General features: G+C 63.2%; 16 protein-coding genes. 7 read left to right on the top strand and 9 right to left on the bottom strand.

All coding sequences use genetic code 11. From position 1 onward, the window contains the following. Positions 1–248 precede the first annotated feature (248 nt). From CT3_RS08110 to CT3_RS08090, 5 genes are all read right to left on the bottom strand, one after another. Complete coding sequence (locus CT3_RS08110) at positions 249–1,337, bottom strand: ABC transporter permease (protein ID WP_370510806.1); 1,089 nt, start codon at positions 1,335–1,337, stop codon at positions 249–251. 57 nt (positions 1,338–1,394) lie between these two features. Continuing rightward, complete coding sequence (locus CT3_RS08105; RefSeq protein WP_066535170.1) at positions 1,395–2,579, bottom strand: ABC transporter permease; 1,185 nt, start codon at positions 2,577–2,579, stop codon at positions 1,395–1,397. Next, positions 2,576–3,625 (bottom strand): HlyD family secretion protein, encoded by a 1,050-nt coding sequence (locus CT3_RS08100; RefSeq protein ID WP_083520380.1) that lies wholly within the window; start codon positions 3,623–3,625, stop codon positions 2,576–2,578. Before CT3_RS08100 ends, CT3_RS08105 begins: the two co-directional genes overlap by 4 nt. After that, positions 3,622–4,995, bottom strand: a complete 1,374-nt coding sequence (locus CT3_RS08095) for a TolC family protein (RefSeq protein ID WP_305954873.1) — start codon at positions 4,993–4,995, stop codon at positions 3,622–3,624. Before CT3_RS08095 ends, CT3_RS08100 begins: the two co-directional genes overlap by 4 nt. Before the next feature lie 691 nt (positions 4,996–5,686). Beyond that, positions 5,687–6,232 carry a PaaI family thioesterase gene (locus CT3_RS08090; RefSeq protein WP_066535177.1) on the bottom strand — a complete coding sequence of 182 codons (546 nt, stop codon included), beginning with the start codon at positions 6,230–6,232 and terminating at the stop codon, positions 5,687–5,689. A gap of 59 nt (positions 6,233–6,291) precedes the next feature. On the opposite strand from CT3_RS08090, the gene CT3_RS08085 reads away from it, so the two are divergent. Continuing rightward, positions 6,292–6,753: a MarR family winged helix-turn-helix transcriptional regulator gene (locus CT3_RS08085; protein WP_066535178.1), complete on the top strand. Its 462-nt coding sequence runs from the start codon at positions 6,292–6,294 to the stop codon at positions 6,751–6,753. A 96-nt stretch (positions 6,754–6,849) separates the two neighbouring features. On the opposite strand, the gene CT3_RS08080 is transcribed toward CT3_RS08085, so the two are convergent. After that, positions 6,850–7,443 carry a TetR/AcrR family transcriptional regulator gene (locus CT3_RS08080; protein ID WP_066535181.1) on the bottom strand — a complete coding sequence of 198 codons (594 nt, stop codon included), beginning with the start codon at positions 7,441–7,443 and terminating at the stop codon, positions 6,850–6,852. A 132-nt stretch (positions 7,444–7,575) separates the two neighbouring features. Here CT3_RS08080 and CT3_RS08075 point away from each other — a divergent pair, with 132 nt between their 5' ends. From CT3_RS08075 to CT3_RS08065, 3 genes are all read left to right on the top strand, one after another. Then, on the top strand, positions 7,576–8,670 hold the full coding sequence (locus CT3_RS08075) for an alkene reductase (protein ID WP_066535184.1): 1,095 nt from the start codon (positions 7,576–7,578) through the stop codon (positions 8,668–8,670). 245 nt (positions 8,671–8,915) lie between these two features. After that, the gene (locus tag CT3_RS08070) at positions 8,916–9,704 is read left to right on the top strand and encodes an SDR family NAD(P)-dependent oxidoreductase (RefSeq protein WP_066535186.1); all 789 of its coding nucleotides are present in this window, start codon (positions 8,916–8,918) and stop codon (positions 9,702–9,704) included. Between the two features lie 451 nt (positions 9,705–10,155). Further along, positions 10,156–11,157, top strand: a complete 1,002-nt coding sequence (locus tag CT3_RS08065; RefSeq protein WP_066535188.1) for an NADP-dependent oxidoreductase — start codon at positions 10,156–10,158, stop codon at positions 11,155–11,157. A 218-nt stretch (positions 11,158–11,375) separates the two neighbouring features. Here CT3_RS08065 and CT3_RS08060 read toward each other — a convergent pair whose 3' ends face one another. Beyond that, the gene (locus CT3_RS08060; protein WP_066535191.1) at positions 11,376–12,209 is read right to left on the bottom strand and encodes an aminoglycoside phosphotransferase family protein; all 834 of its coding nucleotides are present in this window, start codon (positions 12,207–12,209) and stop codon (positions 11,376–11,378) included. Between the two features lie 148 nt (positions 12,210–12,357). On the opposite strand from CT3_RS08060, the gene CT3_RS08055 reads away from it, so the two are divergent. Genes CT3_RS08055 through CT3_RS08045 form a run of 3 tightly spaced genes read left to right on the top strand, consistent with a single transcriptional unit; the run spans position 12,358 to position 13,986 of the window. Continuing rightward, a complete protein-coding gene (locus tag CT3_RS08055; RefSeq protein WP_066535193.1) occupies positions 12,358–12,852 on the top strand; it encodes a MarR family winged helix-turn-helix transcriptional regulator in 495 nt (164 codons plus the stop codon). Then, the gene (locus CT3_RS08050) at positions 12,849–13,622 is read left to right on the top strand and encodes a DNA alkylation repair protein (RefSeq protein WP_066535196.1); all 774 of its coding nucleotides are present in this window, start codon (positions 12,849–12,851) and stop codon (positions 13,620–13,622) included. The genes CT3_RS08055 and CT3_RS08050 overlap by 4 nt, the downstream gene beginning before the upstream one ends. 25 nt (positions 13,623–13,647) lie before the next feature. Beyond that, positions 13,648–13,986, top strand: a complete 339-nt coding sequence (locus tag CT3_RS08045; protein WP_066535203.1) for a DUF6616 family protein — start codon at positions 13,648–13,650, stop codon at positions 13,984–13,986. A gap of 101 nt (positions 13,987–14,087) precedes the next feature. On the opposite strand, the gene CT3_RS08040 is transcribed toward CT3_RS08045, so the two are convergent. Then, positions 14,088–15,011 (bottom strand): hypothetical protein, encoded by a 924-nt coding sequence (locus CT3_RS08040; protein WP_127446193.1) that lies wholly within the window; start codon positions 15,009–15,011, stop codon positions 14,088–14,090. A 633-nt stretch (positions 15,012–15,644) separates the two neighbouring features. After that, a complete protein-coding gene (locus tag CT3_RS08035; protein WP_066535207.1) occupies positions 15,645–17,027 on the bottom strand; it encodes an aminotransferase-like domain-containing protein in 1,383 nt (460 codons plus the stop codon). Between the last annotated feature and the right edge of the window lie 113 nt (positions 17,028–17,140).

Genomic DNA, 17,140 nt, shown 5'->3' with positions numbered 1-17,140 from the left:
TGCCATGAGCAGGCCATCTTCATGATGCGCGTAGGTAGTCCTTCTGCGCGACCGGAGAGTAAAGGACTACTGCCGTTTGCTTGGAGGATAGTGTGGTCCGTCGCGCCATGGGCGTATGGCTATCTCGGATGATTAGGATGTCCGCTTTCTGCCCCCTGGCTCCCGCTGCATGACCGGACAAGGACACCCACGGGGATTTCGGCAAGGCCTGCTGCATCAGCGGGTCGAATCACAGTGCCCGATCTGGCTCACACCGCGGCTTTGCGCCGCCGTGCACCCAGCCAGAGCACGGTCAGCCAGGACAGCAACGCCATGCTGGACAGCCAGGCCAGCTGTGCCACGCCGGAAAGCAGCGGCGCACCTAGTTGATTGAAGCGCAGCGAGGCCTCAATTCCCGCCGTGCTGGGCGAGAGCCAGCGCAACCACTGCAGCGGCTCAGGCAAGGCCTCGGCCGGCCAGGTGAAGCCCCCCAGAAAAGCCAGTGGAATCGAGGTAAAAAGAACCACCTGTAACGCCCGCTCACGGTTCGCCAGCCACCAGCCGAGCAGGCAGCCGCATCCCACCACCGCCGGCACAAAACAGGCCAGCAGCGCCAGAGCGCCCCATGGGTTGCCGCCATGCGGGAAGTCCTGCCAGACAAAGATCCAGCCAAAATAGAAAAGCCCCGCCAGCCAGCCTGGCACGCACAGCGCCAGAAGCCGTGCGAGCCACTGGCGAGCGCCTACATGCGCTAGCGCCTGCTCCCGCCAGGTTCCTGCCAGCAGCGCACTGCCCATCAGCAGCGTCTGCTGCAGGATCAGCACCGCCACGGCTGCCACAACAAAGCTGCCATAGCCTTCTGTGGGATTGAACAGGGCCACGGTCTGCAAGTTCACCGGCGAGCGGCCCACCGCCGCCTGTGGTGCGCTTTGACCGCCAGCCTGCAAGCGCTTGATCTCGACACCGGCAGACACCGTGCCAAACGCCTCGGCAAAACCGTATTGCACCTGTTTGCTGACCAGCGGATAAGCGCCGTTGGCATAGACCGGCACCACCACATCCGTGCGGCGCAGCACATCGCGTTTGAGATCACGCGGCAGCAGTGCATAGCCCATGACCTCACCGCGCAGCACCGCCTCGCGGGCCTCGCCCTCATCGGAGGTCACCAGTTTCAGATCAATCCGTGGACTGGCCTGGGCAAACCGCAGCATTTGCCGGGCAAGGCCGGAGTTGTCATGCACCACCAGAGCGACCGGCACCTGCTGCACCACCTGGGTGCTGTAGAACCAGGGATAGAAAAAACCATAGAGTATCGGCGCGCCCACCAGCAGCAAAAGCGCGCCCTTGTCGCGCAGCATGAGGACCAGGCTGTCCAGCCACAACCGGGGAAAACCGACATCGGGATGGGGCATGGCTCAGCGCCCTCCCCATTTCTCGGGCCTGCACAGCCCGCGCGACAAACCCGCCGAGGCCAGTGCAAACAGCAGCAGCGTCGCCAGCAGCAGGCCTGCCACTACGGGCAGCGTCTGGACCACGGGCGTGCCCATCTGCCACTGCTCGACCTGCAACCTTGCGTAATGGGTGTAGGGCATGGCCAGCGCCCAGCTTTGGGCACTGCCCGTCATCGCCAGCAAGGGAAAGCCCATGCCACTGAAGGCGAATGCGGGCGCCGACAACAGGCCGGCCCCCGAAAGCGCCGTACGCAACGACAAGGTGATGGCCGCCAACGCCGCGCCACACGCCAGGCTCACCGCAACCAGCGCGGCAAGACCCACTGCAATCCAGGCCATGCTGCCGGCAACGGTCCAGCCTCTCAACAGCGCCAGATACAGCAAAGCCGCCATGCCGCTGCCCCACAGCAGCACCGCAGGCGGCAACAGCTTTCCAAACAGCGCGGCCGCCACCGATGCGACGTTTGCAGGTTGGCCATCCGGGCTCAGCCAGTCCCCCAGCGTACGGTCCCGCAGCTCCCGCCCCACGGACCACGCGCCTGCCGTCATCGCCAGAATATGGATGAGCGCAGGAATCAAGGCGGCAGCCAGAAACTGTTCGTAATTGGTGGACACATTGAACAGCGCCACCAACTGGGTCTTGATCGGCTCCATCTGCACCTGCAGCACCTGGTGCGGCGTTCCACGCTTGGCCGAAGTCTGCATCTCCACAGCGGCCGACAGCGTGCCCACCACCTGCTTCAGGTCACGCTGCAGCAGACTGGATGCCGTGGCCAACTGTGCGTTGTGCAGCAAGGTCACCGCGCCGCCACGCCCCTGCTTGACATGGGTCTCCAGATCCAGAGGAATATGGACCACCCCGTAGACCTCCCTGCGTAGCAACGCATCCGCTGCCTCTTCCCGGTTGAGCACGGTCTGGCGCACTTCCAGCCCGGGAGTGGCCTGCAGCATGCGCACCAGCTGGCGCGACAGCGCAGAGCTGTCTTCGCTCCAGACGGCAATGGGCAGGCGATATGGCTGGCCCGCCGAAAAAATCCAGCACATCAGCGCAAGCACCAGCATGGGCACCCAGCTGACCATGGCCCAGTCCCAGGGACTCGCCCGCAGCCGGCCCCATTCACGGCGCAAGCTGGCGGTCAGCACACTCATGCACCCGCTCCGGCAGCCCCTTCGACGATCACGCTCATGCCTGGGCGCGCACCGTCGATCACCTGAACCGGCTTGGCTCTCACTTCGAAGGTACGCGCATCAAAACCCTGGCTGCCACGCGTGGTGCGCCAGGTGGCAAAGTCCGGCAGTACGCCGAGAAAGCTCACCTCGAACTCGGCCTGCCGGTTTCCCAGCGCCGGCAACCGACCGGTAAAGCGGCTTTTCATGGCAAAGCGCTGCAGCTGGTCCTCCCGCACATGGAGCACCAGCCACTGGTCGCTCAGGTCCACCACCGTCACCACCGCAACGCCCTGGGGCGAAAGCTCGCCCTGCTTGGCCAGCACATTCGCCACCTCTCCGCCCACCGGGCTGCGCAACTGGGTTTCAGCTTCAGCGGCCTTGGCTTCCGCGATGACACCATCGACCTGGCGCACCTGCGCGGCCGCTGCGCTTTTGTCTTCCGCACGCGCGCCGCTGGCCGCCATGTCGTATTGGGCCTTGGCGGCGCGTGCCTGCGCATCCGAAGCACGCCAGTTCGTCAGCGCTTCGTCGCGTTTCTGGGCGGAAACCAGGCCTTGGTTGAACAGGCTCTGCACCCGGTCGTACGAAGTCTTGGCCAGACTCGCCGCCGCCTGGGCACGCTCCCAGCCCAGGCGCGCCATCTGCACTTCCTCTGGACGCGCACCGTTGCTGGCCTTGGTGGCCACGGCCTGGGCCGCATCACGCGCAGCCTGGGCCTGTGCCAGCTTGGCCTGCACCTCCGGGCTGTCCATTTCCACCAGCAGATCGCCAGGCTGGATACGCTGCCCCTCGGTCACATGCACCTTGGAGATACGCGCGGTGACCTTGGCTGCAATATCGGATTCACGCGCCTCCATCTGTCCCTGGAAGAATGGAGCAGCAGGCTGGGCAGACTGCCAGAACCCCCAGACGATGAAGATCAGCACCGCAGCCACGGCAAGCAGCGCCGCAACAGGCGGCCGCTTGGGCTTTCTGACCATGGGGCCAGGGCTTGCGGCAGAAGAGGCAGGTTCAGGTGTGTTCATGGTGTGTCTGCGGTGATCTGAATGTCGGCACGTGCCATGTAGCGGCTGAATTCGTCGCTCTGCCCCGTGCTCTCCAGCAGGGCGGCCAGAGCCTGCACATACTGGTTGGCCACCAAGGCGCGTTCCGTCTGCACCTTGGCAAGATTGAGCTGCGCATCAATCAGGTCGAGTGTGGTGCTGGTGCCCTCTTTCAGGCCCGCCTGGCGCAGGCGAAGCAGTTCACGCGCCAGATTTTCCTGGGCCTGTCCTGCCAGGTACTGGGTGCGCGACTGTTCCACGGCAAGCCAGTTCTTCTCGACCAGCAATCCGATGTCGGAGCGCACCTGGGCATCCATCAGCTCGGCCTGCTCCACCTTGCGCAGGCCTGCCGCCGAAAGCTTGTCGCGGTCAATGCTGTCCCACAGCGTCCAGCGCACCGCCACACCCGCGACCCAGCTGGGCTTGCCCGTGGTATTCACCTCGCGCAGGCCAAAGGCCAGAACCTGCGGCTTGCGCAGCGCCTCGGATGCATCGTGCAGCGAAGCGGCCTGACGCTGCTTGGCCGCGACCTGGCTGAGCCCAGGGTGATGGTTCAGTGCGGAATCCAGAAACTGCAGCAGCGGCGGCAAGGCTTCACTGCTGACAAACAAAGGGGAGCTGGGGCGCACCGCAGCGCCGGCATGCACCGTCCGCGCCAGCGCACTGTGTGCCAGCCGGGCATCGTCATCGGCCTTGCGCGACTGCTGCTGGGCGTCGGCCAGGGCTGCACTGGCTTGCAGGCGTTCGACCTGGGAAATAACGCCGGCCTTGAGCATGCGCTGGGCCGCGTCATCATGCGCCCGAACGCCTTCCAGGGCGCGGCGGCGCAAAGACGCATTCCGATCGGCCAGTTGCGCCGTGAAGTAACGCTGCACCAGCAGGGTCTGAAGCTGCGCACGACTGCTGGCCGCATCGGCAACCGCTTCGTCGGTCATGGCATCCAGTTCGCCGCGTACGGCGTCGCCCAGTCCCCCTATATAGACAGGCCAGACGGCGGCCAGGCTGGCCGAGCCTACATTGCTCTTGCGCTGCAGATCGTAGTTGCTCGGCAGGCTGGGCAATTGCGCGACCGCGCCGCCCAGTTGGGGCGGCAAAAGCGAGATACCGTTACCGAGCGCACGCCGTGCGGGATCCAGATCCACGTCGACATTGGCCGAATAGCGATACGCCATGCCGGTGATGGAGACCGAAGGTCCGCCAAGCCCCTCCATGCCTTCCCGGCGCAAACGGGCACTGTCCACCGACTTGATCGATGCAGCCAATTGCTCCGACCGTTCCAGGAACGCCGCCCTGGCCTGCTCGAAGCTCATCGCGTTGTGAACCGTCTGTGACTTGGCTGGCGACGCCGCCATCACCAGCAGGCACAAGGTCAGGGGAAAGCGGCTGAATTTCATGGATGGCTAGATGATCTCTTGCATACAGGAAAGAAACAACAAGCTGCCCGGGTCCAGACCACTGAAAAGGCCTCTGCACCCAGAGTCGTTCCCCAGGCTGCCCGCGCTGTCCAACCCGCTCTATTCGAGTTTCCATTATCCACGGGCAACCGCACGCGCGAGCAGTGCAGATTGCCATAGCGCCACGCCCCCCATATCCTTCCCCCAAGCCTAGGGCAGGCAGGGTTGCAGGCTATGGAGCAAGCCAATCAGAGATGGATTGCGAGCATCTGCTCGCGCTGTAGCCAGCCTGCAGAGTGCCCGCTGCGCATTTTGGTGGAGTGCACGCCTGCGCCGGCGATCGCCGCCCAGTCCGCTGGTGGCCGCCGACGGCGTCGGCTGCATCCGTCCACAAGCCGTGCTAGCAGCGGGTTCTGTAGATGGTGGCTGCTGGCTGGGCAGAGTCCTTCCCGCTCCAGCGCCTGAGCAGCAACAACAGCAGCGACCAACACCAGCGTGGAACGTTGCCTGCCCTGAACAGGCGCCCCCCATAAGCATGGAGCGGTCGATGGCGCGTTTCGCGGCGTACGGGCTCGCAAGGCCGTTTGTGCCACTGGGCGGGCAGCTTTTTCTAGTCCACACCTTCAGCAGCCCCCTCTTGGAGCGCAGTTCAGGACGGCTGCTTGCCAACCGGATGGTCAAAGATCAGGCAGGTCGTGGTCGCATGCGCGTACAGCTTGCCATCGGGCCCCACGATGCGCCCTTCTGCGGTGGCCACCTGGCGGCCCACATGGATCACCTTTCCTTCTGCCCGCACCAGCGGCACGCCATCGGTCAGTGCGCGCACCATGTTCACCTTCAGCTCCAGCGTGGTGAAGGCCTTGCCTGCGGGCAAACTCGCGTGGATGGCGCAGCCCACGGCAGAATCCAGCAAGGTGGCAAACCAACCGCCATGCACCGTGCCCAGCGGGTTGTAGTGGCGGCGCTTGGGGCTACCCTGAAACACGGCCTCCCCTGGCGCCACATGGATGGGCACAAAATCCAGCGTCAATCCAATGGGCGGCGGAGGCAGTTCCCCGGCAAAGATGGCGTCAAATACTTCCATACCTGAGCGCTGGGCCACATCGCTGGGGGCCGCTGTCCCCACCTCCCCCAGACGCGCGCGTACCGCAGCTTCCTCCACCTGCCAGCGTTCGATCACCTGTTCCATGGTCATGACGGTCTCCTTGATTGCTTAAACTTGCAATTGCAACTGTTGTATCTACAATATATCAAATGAAGAACGCCATCAAGCCCCAGGGATGCACCAACCTCAAGCTGCGCCAGCTCAGCCGCATCGTGACGCGCCACTACGACAGCTTTGTCGCCGACGTGGGCTTGAAGATCACGCAGTACTCGCTGCTGTCCCATGTGGTCAAACTCGGGCCTATACGCCCGGGGGATCTGGCCCGGCGCATGCAGATGGATGCCTCCACGCTGACGCGCAACCTCCAGCCGCTGGCGGCCCTTGGCTTGCTGACCGTGGGAGCCGGCGCGGACGCACGCAGCCGCCTGGTCAGCGCCACAGAAGCCGGCATCGCCAAGCAGACCCAGGCGCAGCAGACCTGGAAGGCCGCCCAGCTGGCGCTGAACGAACAACTGGGCAGCGAACGCGTGGTGGCGCTGCATGCGCTGCTGGACTCCTGCATCGAACTGCTGGGTGACGATGAAGCGTTGGACGATGCGCCAGCCGCCTGACCGCAGGCGGTAGCTACCCCGCCCGGCAGGTGCTCAGCGAGGCTCCGAGGCGCGCACTGCCGCAGACCTTGTCTTGAATGGCGGCTTGGGTGGTTTTTAGGGTGCCGCAGCCAGCCTCTGCAGCATCCGGTCCCGGCACACCGACAGGATCTCGTCGGCCAAAGGCGAATCATCCGGGCAGGCCCGCGACAGGACCAGAGCCCCGACCGCGTGTGCCAGGGTGTCGATGGCATGGGCACGCACCTCGCCCATTTCGCCCGCCACGCCCGGCCCGGTCTGCTCCGGCGCAGAAACCTCTTTCTCCAGGGCCTGCAGCAGGTGCTCGATGCCCTCGGCAAATGCGGCTCTGACTGCTTTGGGCTGGCGTGCCGCATCCGCCCCCAGGGCGGCCATGGTGCAACCCGCTGCACGCGTGTCGCGGTGCGCACGCGACAGGTAGCTGCGCACAAAGGCCGGCCGGTCCATGCCCGCCGCCAGTGCAGCGGTCTGTGCCATGCCACAGGCCGCAGATTCGGCCATCAGATCCGCCTTGGAGCGGAACTGCTTGTAGAAGCCCCCATGGGTAAAGCCTGCGGCCGCCATCAGCTCGGCCACACTCACGCCGTCGTAGCCGCGTTCGCGAAACAACGCGGACGCTGTCTGCACGACATGCGCCCGGTTGTCCTGTGCCTGTGCCTTGCTGGTTTTCATGGCTTTGCCCTAAGGTGTACACCTGCAGGAAATGCCTTGACTATACATAGATGATGACCATCATCAAAGTCTTGACAATTTAGATTATGCTCATCATCATTACAACTTCTTCACCCCTGGAGCAGATGCAACATGACTGAGAAATCGCTTTTCCAACCGTATGTTCTGGGCGATCTGGCGCTGGCCAACCGCATCGTGATGGCCCCGCTGACCCGCAACCGCGCTGGCGAAGGCCTGGTACCCAGCCCGCTGGCGGCCACCTACTACGCGCAGCGCGCCTCGGCAGGCCTGATCATTGCGGAAGCCACCCAGGTCTCGGCCCAGGCCCAGGGCTACCAGGACACCCCCGGTCTGTACACGCCCGCGCAGATCGCCGGCTGGCGCGCCGTCACCGATGCGGTGCACGCCCAGGGCGGCAAGATCTTTGTGCAGCTGTGGCATGTGGGCCGCGTGTCCCACGTGTCCGTGCAGCCCGCCGGCGCTGCGCCCGTGGCGCCCTCCGCCATCCGTGCCCAGACCAAGACCTTTGTGAACAATGGCTTCGTGGAAGTGTCCGAACCCCGCGCACTGGCACTGGATGAAATCCCCGGCATTGTGGAAAGCTTCCGCCAGGCCGCCGCCAACGCCATGGCCGCAGGCTTTGATGGTGTGGAAGTGCATGGTGCCAACGGCTACCTGCTGGAGCAATTCGTCAAGGACGGCGCCAACCACCGTACCGACGCCTATGGCGGCACCGTGGAAAACCGCGCCCGGCTGCTGCTGGAAGTGACGGCTGCCGTGGCCAAGGAAATCGGCCCCCAGCGCACCGGCGTGCGTATCTCGCCGGTGTCACCGGCCAATGGCATCTCCATCAGCGACCCGCAGCCCCAGTACAACTACATCGTGGAACAGCTCAGCGCACTGGGCATCGTCTACTTGCATGTGATCGAAGGTGCCACCGGCGGTCCGCGCGATGTCGCCCCGTTCGACTACGACGCTCTGCGCACACGCTTCAAGCACACCTACATGGCCAACAACGGCTACACCCGCGATCTGGCCGAAGCCCGGCTGCAGCAAGGCAAGCTGGACCTGGTCGCATTCGGCCATGACTACATTGCCAACCCGGATCTGGTGGAGCGCCTGCAGTCTGGCGCCCCCCTGGCCCCGATGCACATGGCCACGCTCTACGGCGGCGGCGCGGCAGGCTACACCGACTACCCCGCACACACAGCCACAGCCACGGCCTGATCCCAGGCCCAGGCAGTACGACGCAGCACACGGCAGGAACCCGCCTCCGGGTCCCTGCCCGCTACGCCCCTCTCCACTACAGCAACGCTCGCAGGAGCACCCTCCGCTACAGCGCCCGCCGCTGTGGCGCGGAAGGGTGCTGCCCGCCCACCGTACTTCTTCGCCGCCAGCAGACCGTCTGATCGCACAAGCACCTGATAGCCGGTCTGTTCTTTGTCCTTTCCCTCCCACTCAGGTATCCCACCATGACCACCCTGCCTACCGTCCTCATCACCGGCGCATCCTCCGGCATCGGCGCCACCTACGCAGAACGCTTTGCCCGCCGCGGCCATCCGCTTGTGCTGGTGGCCCGCGACCAGGCCCGCATGGAACTGCTGGCCACCCGCCTGCGCGCAGAAGCCCAGGTCGCGGTCGATGTGCTGCCCGCCGACCTCACCCAGCAAGCCGACCTGGCCAGGGTGGAGGCGCGCCTGCGCGAAGACGCCTCCATCGGCATCCTGGTCAACAACGCGGGCATGGGGCAATCCGGCGCCTTCGTCCAGCAAAGCCCCGACAGCATCGACCGCCTGGTGATGCTCAACACCACCGTGCCAACCCGGCTGGCGGCCGCTGTCGCGCCGCGTTTTGCACAAGCGGGCCAGGGCGCCATCGTCAACATCGGATCGGTCGTGGGCTTCGCGCCGGAGCTGGGCATGACCATCTACGGCGCCACCAAGGCCTTTGTGCTGTTCCTGTCACAGGGGTTGCATGTGGAACTGGGCGCCAAGGGCGTCTACGTGCAGGCGGTGCTGCCGGCCGCCACCCGCACGGAAATCTGGAGCCGCTCCGGCGTTGACATCAACACCCTGCCGGAGGTGATGGAAGTCGGTGAGCTTGTGGACGCAGCACTCGTGGGCTTTGACCGCAAGGAACTGGTGACCATTCCACCACTGCATGTCGCGCAGCGCTGGGATGGACTGAACCAGGCGCGCCAGGGCCTGATGTCCGACATCCGCCAGGCCCATGCCGCAGAGCGTTACCAGCCACAGGCCTGATCCTGCTCTCCACCGCCCCGCGCCGCAACAGCTTGCCATGCTGCGGGCGTGTGGGCGTGTGGGCGTGTGGGCGTGTGGGCGTGTGGGCGTGTGGGCGTGTGGGCGTGTGGGCGTGTGGGCGTGTGGGCGGCAACCGTGCCATGGGCGCGCGCAGCACGCAGCACGCAGCGCTGTGTGTGCCTGATGCGGCCCGTGCCCTGGCCAAGGGGTACGCCGTACAAACCGGCCAAACGCCTGCCCAGCGCCAGCGACAGTTTTATCCCGATACAGACCACCGAGTGATCTTCCCGTGCCACAAGGACTTCGTCCCGAAAGTGCTCGCCCTCCTCGTGCGGTGACAACCCTCCGATGCCCCCAACCGGAACACCAGGGCGCCGAAGACCGGCCCAAGTAGGAGGCCGCACATGTGCCTCCCCATCTGCAGCCTCTGCAACCCACCTGCTGGAACACCATGAAAGCCCTCACCTTCCAACGCTATGGCAAGTCGCCAGAGATCGGCATCACCGAGCTGCCCCGCCCCACGCTACAGCCCGACGAGCTGCTGGTCCAAGTACATGCAGCCGGACTGAACCCCATCGACAACATGATTACGACCGGCATCTTCAAAGCCGTACTCCCATTCCAGCTGCCCGCTACCATGGGCAGCGATCTGGCGGGCGTGGTGGTGGAAGTGGGCCGCGACGTCACGCGCTTCAAGCCCGGCGATGCAGTGTTTGCCAGCATCTTTGACCAGGGAACCGGATCGCTCGCCGAATTTGCGGTGGTCCCCCAAAACCTGGCCGCACCCAAACCTGCCAATCTCGATTTCGTGCAGGCCGCATCGGTTCCGATGGTGGGGCTAACCTCCTGGCAAGCGCTGAAAGAGCGCGCCCAGCTGAAGCAAGGTCAGAAGGTGTTTATTCCTGCCGGCTCCGGCGGCATTGGTACGTTTGCGATTCAGCTGGCCAAGCACCTGGGCGCCCACGTGGGCACCACCACCAGCACCGGAAACGTCCCCCTGGTCACGCACCTGGGCGCAGACGAAGTGGTTGACTACACAAACCAGGCGTTCGAGCAAGTACTGCGCGGATACCACGTGGTCCTGGGAACCATCCGCGGGGATGCGCTGGAAAAATCGGTCGGCATCCTGAAGCCGGGCGGGCAAATCATCTCGCTCATCGGCCCTCTGGACGCCGCCTTTGCGCGCACCCGGGAGTTGAACTTTGTGCTCCGGCTGATTTTTGGCCTGATGAGCCGGAAGATCATCCGCAAGGCATCTGCGCATGGCGTGGGCTACTCCTTCCTGTTTGTGCGGCCGGACGGTGAGCAACTGGACAGGATTGGGGAACTGCTCAGCGCCGGGCATATCAGCCCGGTCATCGACAAGGTGTTTCCATGGGAGCAGGCCCAGCAGGCCTTGGCGTATCTTGCGCAAGGCCGCGCCAAAGGCAAAGTCGTGGTGCAGATCAAGTAAAGAGGTGCCGCCCCCTTCTTGGTCGCGGTCCAAATTTTCAACGGGCCGCGCCAGCCACAGCCTGCCGAAGCCATGGCTCACAGCCACCCAACGCAGGCCTCTATGGCGGCCTTTATGACGACATTTCTTGGCCGCCTTCAGGGTCTGCGCCACTACTGCACGCGCAACACCCGCCGTGTAGAGCCACAAAGGGCCATGCAGTTGGCAGAACAGGGGACTCAGCGCAGGGCCAATTGAGCCAGACGTGCAACGGCCAACTGCTTTTCGCCCTGGGGGCGCCCTCCGTCTTCCAGGAACCAGGCTGCCGACAGCGCGGCCTGGGCCATCACCCATCTGAGCAAGCGCTGGCATTCCAAACCACCGACACCGGTGACTAAATCGAGCTGCCGGGCAAAGCGCAGCGGGTCGGTACAAGTCTTGAGATCCGGGTTGCACAGCACATTGGCGTAGTCGTAGTACCGCTCCCCAATGACGCACTTGGGATCTATCGCCAGCCATCCACGCCCGCCAAAATCGAGGATGTTGCTGTGGTGCGCATCGCCGTGCAGCACAACCTGCTCCCGTGGTTCACTCAGCAGCGCATCGGCCACCATGGCACATTCGGCCATCAGGCCCCCCTCCTGCTGTGCCATCGGTGCCAGCGATCTGAAGAACTGTCCCAGCGACTGCAGCTGGTCCGTCGGTGCTGAGCATCTCTGGGCATGCAACTGGCCTATGACGTAACAGATGTTGGCCGTCGCGGCATCATCCTCGCCTTCCAAAGCCATGCGCAGCAAATGCCTGGAGCCGATGGCACGCTCCATCAGCAGCGTTCCCGTGTCTTCGTCACGGGCATAGACCCGCGCCGCGCCTTCACCGCCCCACCATTGCAGCACTTGGCCGCCGATCTGCTCGTCCAGGCTGCGCGTGATTTTGATCATCGCAGGCCGTCCTGGCCCCGCCCCTGTGAGACGCACCGGCAGCAGATCACTGGTGTGGGTGGAGAAAGGATCACCAGCCACCTCTACGCTCCAACGTTGGAGATAGGGTGCGAAGAGATGGACGTCGGACATTCGGCAGATTCTCGCGGCACTTGCGGCACTCCGAAGGCTTGGAGACGAAATCCCCGCTTCGCCTTCAGGCACTTGTGGCAGTCAACCACTGGATCACATAGCGTGCTTCATGCATATAATTAGTCACCTTATTATTTACAGACTAACCATGCAGCTGGAGCAGAAGTACCTGGCACTCATCGACGAAGCGCAAAGGCGCAAGCTGCCGGATGTGGATGGCATCCAGCTGTGCTTCCAGGTGCTGTCGCTGTCGGCCCATATCGACCGGGACTGTGCAACCCTGCTCGCCCCCCATGGCCTGTCCGAGGGGCGGTTTGTGCTGCTGTTCCTGCTGGATGCGGCACCTGACGGGCTCGCACCCAACGTGCTGGCCGAACGCGCCGGGGTCACCCGTGCCACCGTGACCGGCCTGCTCGACGGGCTGGAGCGCGAGCAACTGGTTGCACGCCACGCCAATGCCAAGGACCGCCGCGCACTGTGCATCCGGCTGACTCCCAAAGGCAAGCAGCTGGCCAGCACCGTCATCGCCCAGCATGGCCAATGGATCGCCAGCCTGTTCGGCCACCTGTCCACCACCGAACGCCAGCAGCTGACCAGCTTGCTGGGCAAGGTGGCGGGCCGTCTGGCGAGTACCGCACCATGAGCCAGACCATCCGAACCGGCGCAACGCGCGCGGCCGACATTCCCCGGGATATGCTGCATGCGCTCTCGCATGGGGAATTGGAAAGCGCCACCTTGGCGGAATGCCTGGCCATCGATCAGGCCGTGCTGGCACGGGCGGTCTTTCCGGGGCTGGCGCCTTCTGCGCTGCACGCCATTGATGCCGCCTGCCAACTGGGCGTGCTCAAGCGCATGGCCCGCATCGGTGCAATCCTGCTGGAGGCGCTGGGCACAGAGGGTCTCACCCAGTGCCAGGCACACGGCGCGGACATGGTGCGCGGCTGGGCGTGCTTCATGATCGGCGCTCAGCCCGGACTGGATGTGAAAGCTCGGCTAGCCGCCATCCGCCCGCTGGCAGATGACGCGCATTTTGGGGTGCGCGAATGGGCCTGGATGGCCGTGCGGCCGTACCTGGTGGCAGAGTTACCTACAGCCCTGGCCCATCTGATGCCATGGACGCAGGCCCCGTCGGAGCGCATCCGGCGTTTCGCGTGCGAGGTGCTGCGCCCCCGCGGCGTGTGGAGCACCCACATCGACGCGCTCAAAAAGATGCCCGGCCAAGCGCTGCCGTTGCTGTCTGCGCTGCGTGCCGACCCATCCGCCTATGTGCAGGACTCGGTCGCCAACTGGCTCAATGACGCAGCCAAGGATCAGCCCGACTGGGTGCGCGCCACCTGCGCCCAATGGCTGGAACACGCCCCCACCGGCGCCACACAGCGCATCTGCCAACGCGCCCTGCGCAATCTCCGCTGAACAACACCGATACCAAGGAAGCACCATGTCCCATTACCTCGTGGAACTCTATACGCCCAACGCCGCCTGGCACGCACTGCCCGCCACACAGCGCCAGCAGTTTCTGGGCCACATCGGAAGTGCCCTTGCCCAGCTGTCCAGCGTGGGGGTCGAAGTCCTCTCACTGGCAGAAACCGATCCCGGCATCGACCAGGGCAGCGCACACCGATTTCTTGGCATCTGGCGCTTCCCTACCTTGGCCGCGCGGGACGCCTTGCTGGCCGGCATCCAGGCCAGCGGCTGGTACGGCTATTTCGACCACGTGAATGCCGCCAGCACTGGAAGCAATGCGGACAGTCACCTGGCCGCTTTGGCGGCTGTGTGATACGACGGAGGGCAGCGCGGCTCAGTGCAGAGGCGAGTCGCCATCACACGGTCGGCGACAAACAATGAGTTGAGAACGGATATCGCGACTAAGGCGGTGCATCACCCGCCAATCATCTTCTTTACGCCTTGGTAAAGGCCTCCGATCCAATTATTGTCTTCCGAGGTTGCCTTGGCAGAATCTGTTTTTTTAAACGATGAATCGACAAACTCGGACAAGTATTTTGATACCAGATTCACATCAATGCTTTTCAAAAATTCGTCATTAGACAATGTGTCTTTCTTCGGATTTTTGAAGTATGGCCCACCATTGATACTGATCAGGTCAGGCTCCTCCGGGATAAATCTTGCATCCACTTCATCGGAAATATGCGTCACCCACGAGCCAGGCTTGTTGTCATAAGTGGCGAACTTTTCAGCAGAATTACTGGGCACTCCATCAGCTGAAAAAGCAGAAACCAGATGCTCTAAAAATTCAAAATCCACCGCATGGACTGGTCTGCTGCTGTCCAGAATTCTATTGAGAAAGGCCTTATCAATCTTGGTAGATGAAAATTCTTTGGAATCTTTTATTCTATTGGCCACCTCTTTGTCTGCTGAATTGAAATCGGCAGTGATTTTTCTTCCATCCAATGTATATAGATCTCCAGCAGGCACCCAGCCCGACTGACGAAAACCAGCCAATTCATCAGCGAAAATATCTACATGCCTGAGATCAATGTTATTGTCAGATGCGTAGTCATAAATAGACGCCAACAGCTCCCGGTCATCTCTCGATAAATAATCATATTTACTGGTAGTCAGGCTTTTGGTAGTCCCCACTTCCGTCTCAACATGAAGCTCTTTCGACAGGTCTGTCGTCCTGAAGATACGAGAGTACAGCAAAGCCTTGCCACTGATATTCACAGAAACTGCAGCATTTGATGTTCCAGCCTCAGCATCTGGAGCCTTCGCCGAAGACTTGGCGCCTCTATCTTCTACACGATAGCCAATAGATGAATGAGATGAAACACCAAAAATATTCATGCAACCACCAAGAATCAGTTATTCAGTAAAAAACGCACATGCCAAAATGTGTATAGGCATGGCTAAAATTTTCGTGATTCTATATTTTTACAGTTGGCGTTGTCACCTCCTGCGGGCCACTCCGTTTTTGTTGCACAAATAACACTCAGCCATCGCGCGGCGTCGATAGGTTATTCCACCCCACACCTATCGCCTCATGACAGCACGGCAGCACGGAAAAATGGAGCCAGTAACACACTGCGCTCGCGCCACAGAATGCGTGTGCAGCGATCCTGCTCAGCCTGATGTACGCATTTGATGCGCAAGATCAAGACAAGCACAGCAGGAATCGCTCCATTCATTGATGGCACTATCAATTGCGCCTTTGACATATCGCGGCTCCTGGCAAGGAATTTGTGCCTACCTTCCCCGAGAACCATGGCATGGCATTCATTGATATGGTCCACACGGGAACCACAGACGGGCCAGTGCTCGCCAACGGACTCCCATTGCTCCGGACTCGACAGGCAGCGAAGAGCCCAAGCAATGGGTATCAAGGGGCCCTGATCTCACGCGGCATAAACACCAAGCTGCCACTTCGTGCCCCACCACTTGGAGAAAACGCCGGCATGCCGCGCCCTGGGTTCTGCACCACTACACCACCGCAGCACTGAACGGCTCGGGCCGACGCGCAAGCAGATGGGACAGGCGTTGCAGACCCGCCTTCAGACGTGAACGGTCCTTGATGCTGCCCAAAGAGATCCGGATGGCATTCACGGATTCGCTGCCCGTGGAAAATGCCTCCGCCGGGGTGACGGCGATGCCCTCGCTGCCGGCTGCACGCGCAAGCTGGGCGGAGCTCCAATACCCCGGCAACTCCAGCCAGACATGCAGGCCGTCTCCGGCGCCGCTGTACCGCCCCGCCAGAATATCCCTGGCCATCCGGTGGCGCAGGCGCGCCTCCTTGCGCACGCCTTCCATCAATCCATCAGCCGAGCCGTCCAGAATCCACTGCGTGGCCAGTGCGGCCGTCAAGGGCGCAACCATCAGCGCAAAGGAGCGCAGCGCCACCAGAAAGCGCTCCCGTTCATGCGGGTCACGGATGAGCACAAAGGCCACGCGCAAGCCGGGTGTCAGGCACTTCGACAGGGTGGAGATGTAGTACACCTGTTCCGGGGCCCAGGTCGCAATCGGTGGCGGCGGGGCATCGGCCAGCAGCCAGTAGGGATCGTCCTCGACAATGCGCACACGGCAGCGCCTGGCGATGCTGGCGATCTCCTTGCGCCGGCGTTCGCCCATGGTGATGGCGGTCGGGTTCTGCAAGGTCGGGTTGAGGTAGACCAACCCGGGCTGGTGCTGGCGGCACGCCTGCTCCAGCCTCTCGGGCACCATCCCGTGCTGGTCCGCTTCCACCGCAATGATGCGCCGACCAAACTGGGTCGCTGCGGCACGCAAACCGGGGTAGCTGACGGGCTCGGCCAGGATCACATCGCCCGGCTCCGTCAGTGCAAGAATCAACGCGGCAATCGCCGCCTGTGCCCCCGGACAGACCACCATCTGCCCTGCATCCAGCGCTCCAAACATCGGCGCCAGCCAGTGGGCTCCGGCCTTGCGGTCGGAGTCGCTGCCTCCGCCCAGGTGGTAGGTCATCAGCAATTCCGCATCGGCCCGCATCAATACCTGGGACAAGCCTTGCTTCAGCAAGTCGTCAAAATCCACCCCCTCCGGCGGTGGCGGGGTATTCATGCTCAAATCGAGGACCGAGGTCAGTTCGACCTTCGGCGCCGCCACATACGTGCCGCGCGCGCCGCGGCCCTCCAGCAGGTGGCGGCGTCGGGCTTCATCGTAGGCGCGCGTGACCGTCGTCAGGTCGACGTCCAGCAGCGCCGCCAGGTGGCGCTGCGGCGGCAGGCGGTCACCCGGCTTCAGCGATCCGTCTGCCACCGCCGCCTGCAAGGCATCGGCGATCTGCAAAAAGCGTGGTCCGCCCTGCCTGGCCAATCGCGGCAACCAGAGGGGCGCATTGTCGTCTTGCATGGTTTTCAACGGCGGCGTCTGCGCCCGATGTATGGAAATTGCTTTTAAGTAGTATGCCCCCGAACGTGTAGCAGCCTCCATTCTTGTATGGATGTCGCTGGCGTTTTTGCCTC

Source organism: Comamonas terrigena NBRC 13299 (genome assembly GCF_006740045.1).
GTDB lineage: Bacteria > Pseudomonadota > Gammaproteobacteria > Burkholderiales > Burkholderiaceae_C > Comamonas > Comamonas terrigena.
This window is presented reverse-complemented; position numbering and strand designations above follow the sequence as displayed.

Bases quoted from the DNA above. Each gene is read 5' to 3' on its own strand.
- CT3_RS08110 (WP_370510806.1), bottom strand. From the start codon at position 1,337: ATGCTGCGCGACAAGGGCGCGCTTTTGCTGCTGGTGGGCGCGCCGATA.
- CT3_RS08105 (WP_066535170.1), bottom strand. From the start codon at position 2,579: ATGAGTGTGCTGACCGCCAGCTTGCGCCGTGAATGGGGCCGGCTGCGG.
- CT3_RS08100 (WP_083520380.1), bottom strand. From the start codon at position 3,625: ATGAACACACCTGAACCTGCCTCTTCTGCCGCAAGCCCTGGCCCCATG.
- CT3_RS08095 (WP_305954873.1), bottom strand. From the start codon at position 4,995: ATGGCGGCGTCGCCAGCCAAGTCACAGACGGTTCACAACGCGATGAGC.
- CT3_RS08090 (WP_066535177.1), bottom strand. From the start codon at position 6,232: ATGACCATGGAACAGGTGATCGAACGCTGGCAGGTGGAGGAAGCTGCG.
- CT3_RS08085 (WP_066535178.1), top strand. From the start codon at position 6,292: ATGAAGAACGCCATCAAGCCCCAGGGATGCACCAACCTCAAGCTGCGC.
- CT3_RS08080 (WP_066535181.1), bottom strand. From the start codon at position 7,443: ATGAAAACCAGCAAGGCACAGGCACAGGACAACCGGGCGCATGTCGTG.
- CT3_RS08075 (WP_066535184.1), top strand. From the start codon at position 7,576: ATGACTGAGAAATCGCTTTTCCAACCGTATGTTCTGGGCGATCTGGCG.
- CT3_RS08070 (WP_066535186.1), top strand. From the start codon at position 8,916: ATGACCACCCTGCCTACCGTCCTCATCACCGGCGCATCCTCCGGCATC.
- CT3_RS08065 (WP_066535188.1), top strand. From the start codon at position 10,156: ATGAAAGCCCTCACCTTCCAACGCTATGGCAAGTCGCCAGAGATCGGC.
- CT3_RS08060 (WP_066535191.1), bottom strand. From the start codon at position 12,209: ATGTCCGACGTCCATCTCTTCGCACCCTATCTCCAACGTTGGAGCGTA.
- CT3_RS08055 (WP_066535193.1), top strand. From the start codon at position 12,358: ATGCAGCTGGAGCAGAAGTACCTGGCACTCATCGACGAAGCGCAAAGG.
- CT3_RS08050 (WP_066535196.1), top strand. From the start codon at position 12,849: ATGAGCCAGACCATCCGAACCGGCGCAACGCGCGCGGCCGACATTCCC.
- CT3_RS08045 (WP_066535203.1), top strand. From the start codon at position 13,648: ATGTCCCATTACCTCGTGGAACTCTATACGCCCAACGCCGCCTGGCAC.
- CT3_RS08040 (WP_127446193.1), bottom strand. From the start codon at position 15,011: ATGAATATTTTTGGTGTTTCATCTCATTCATCTATTGGCTATCGTGTA.
- CT3_RS08035 (WP_066535207.1), bottom strand. From the start codon at position 17,027: ATGCAAGACGACAATGCGCCCCTCTGGTTGCCGCGATTGGCCAGGCAG.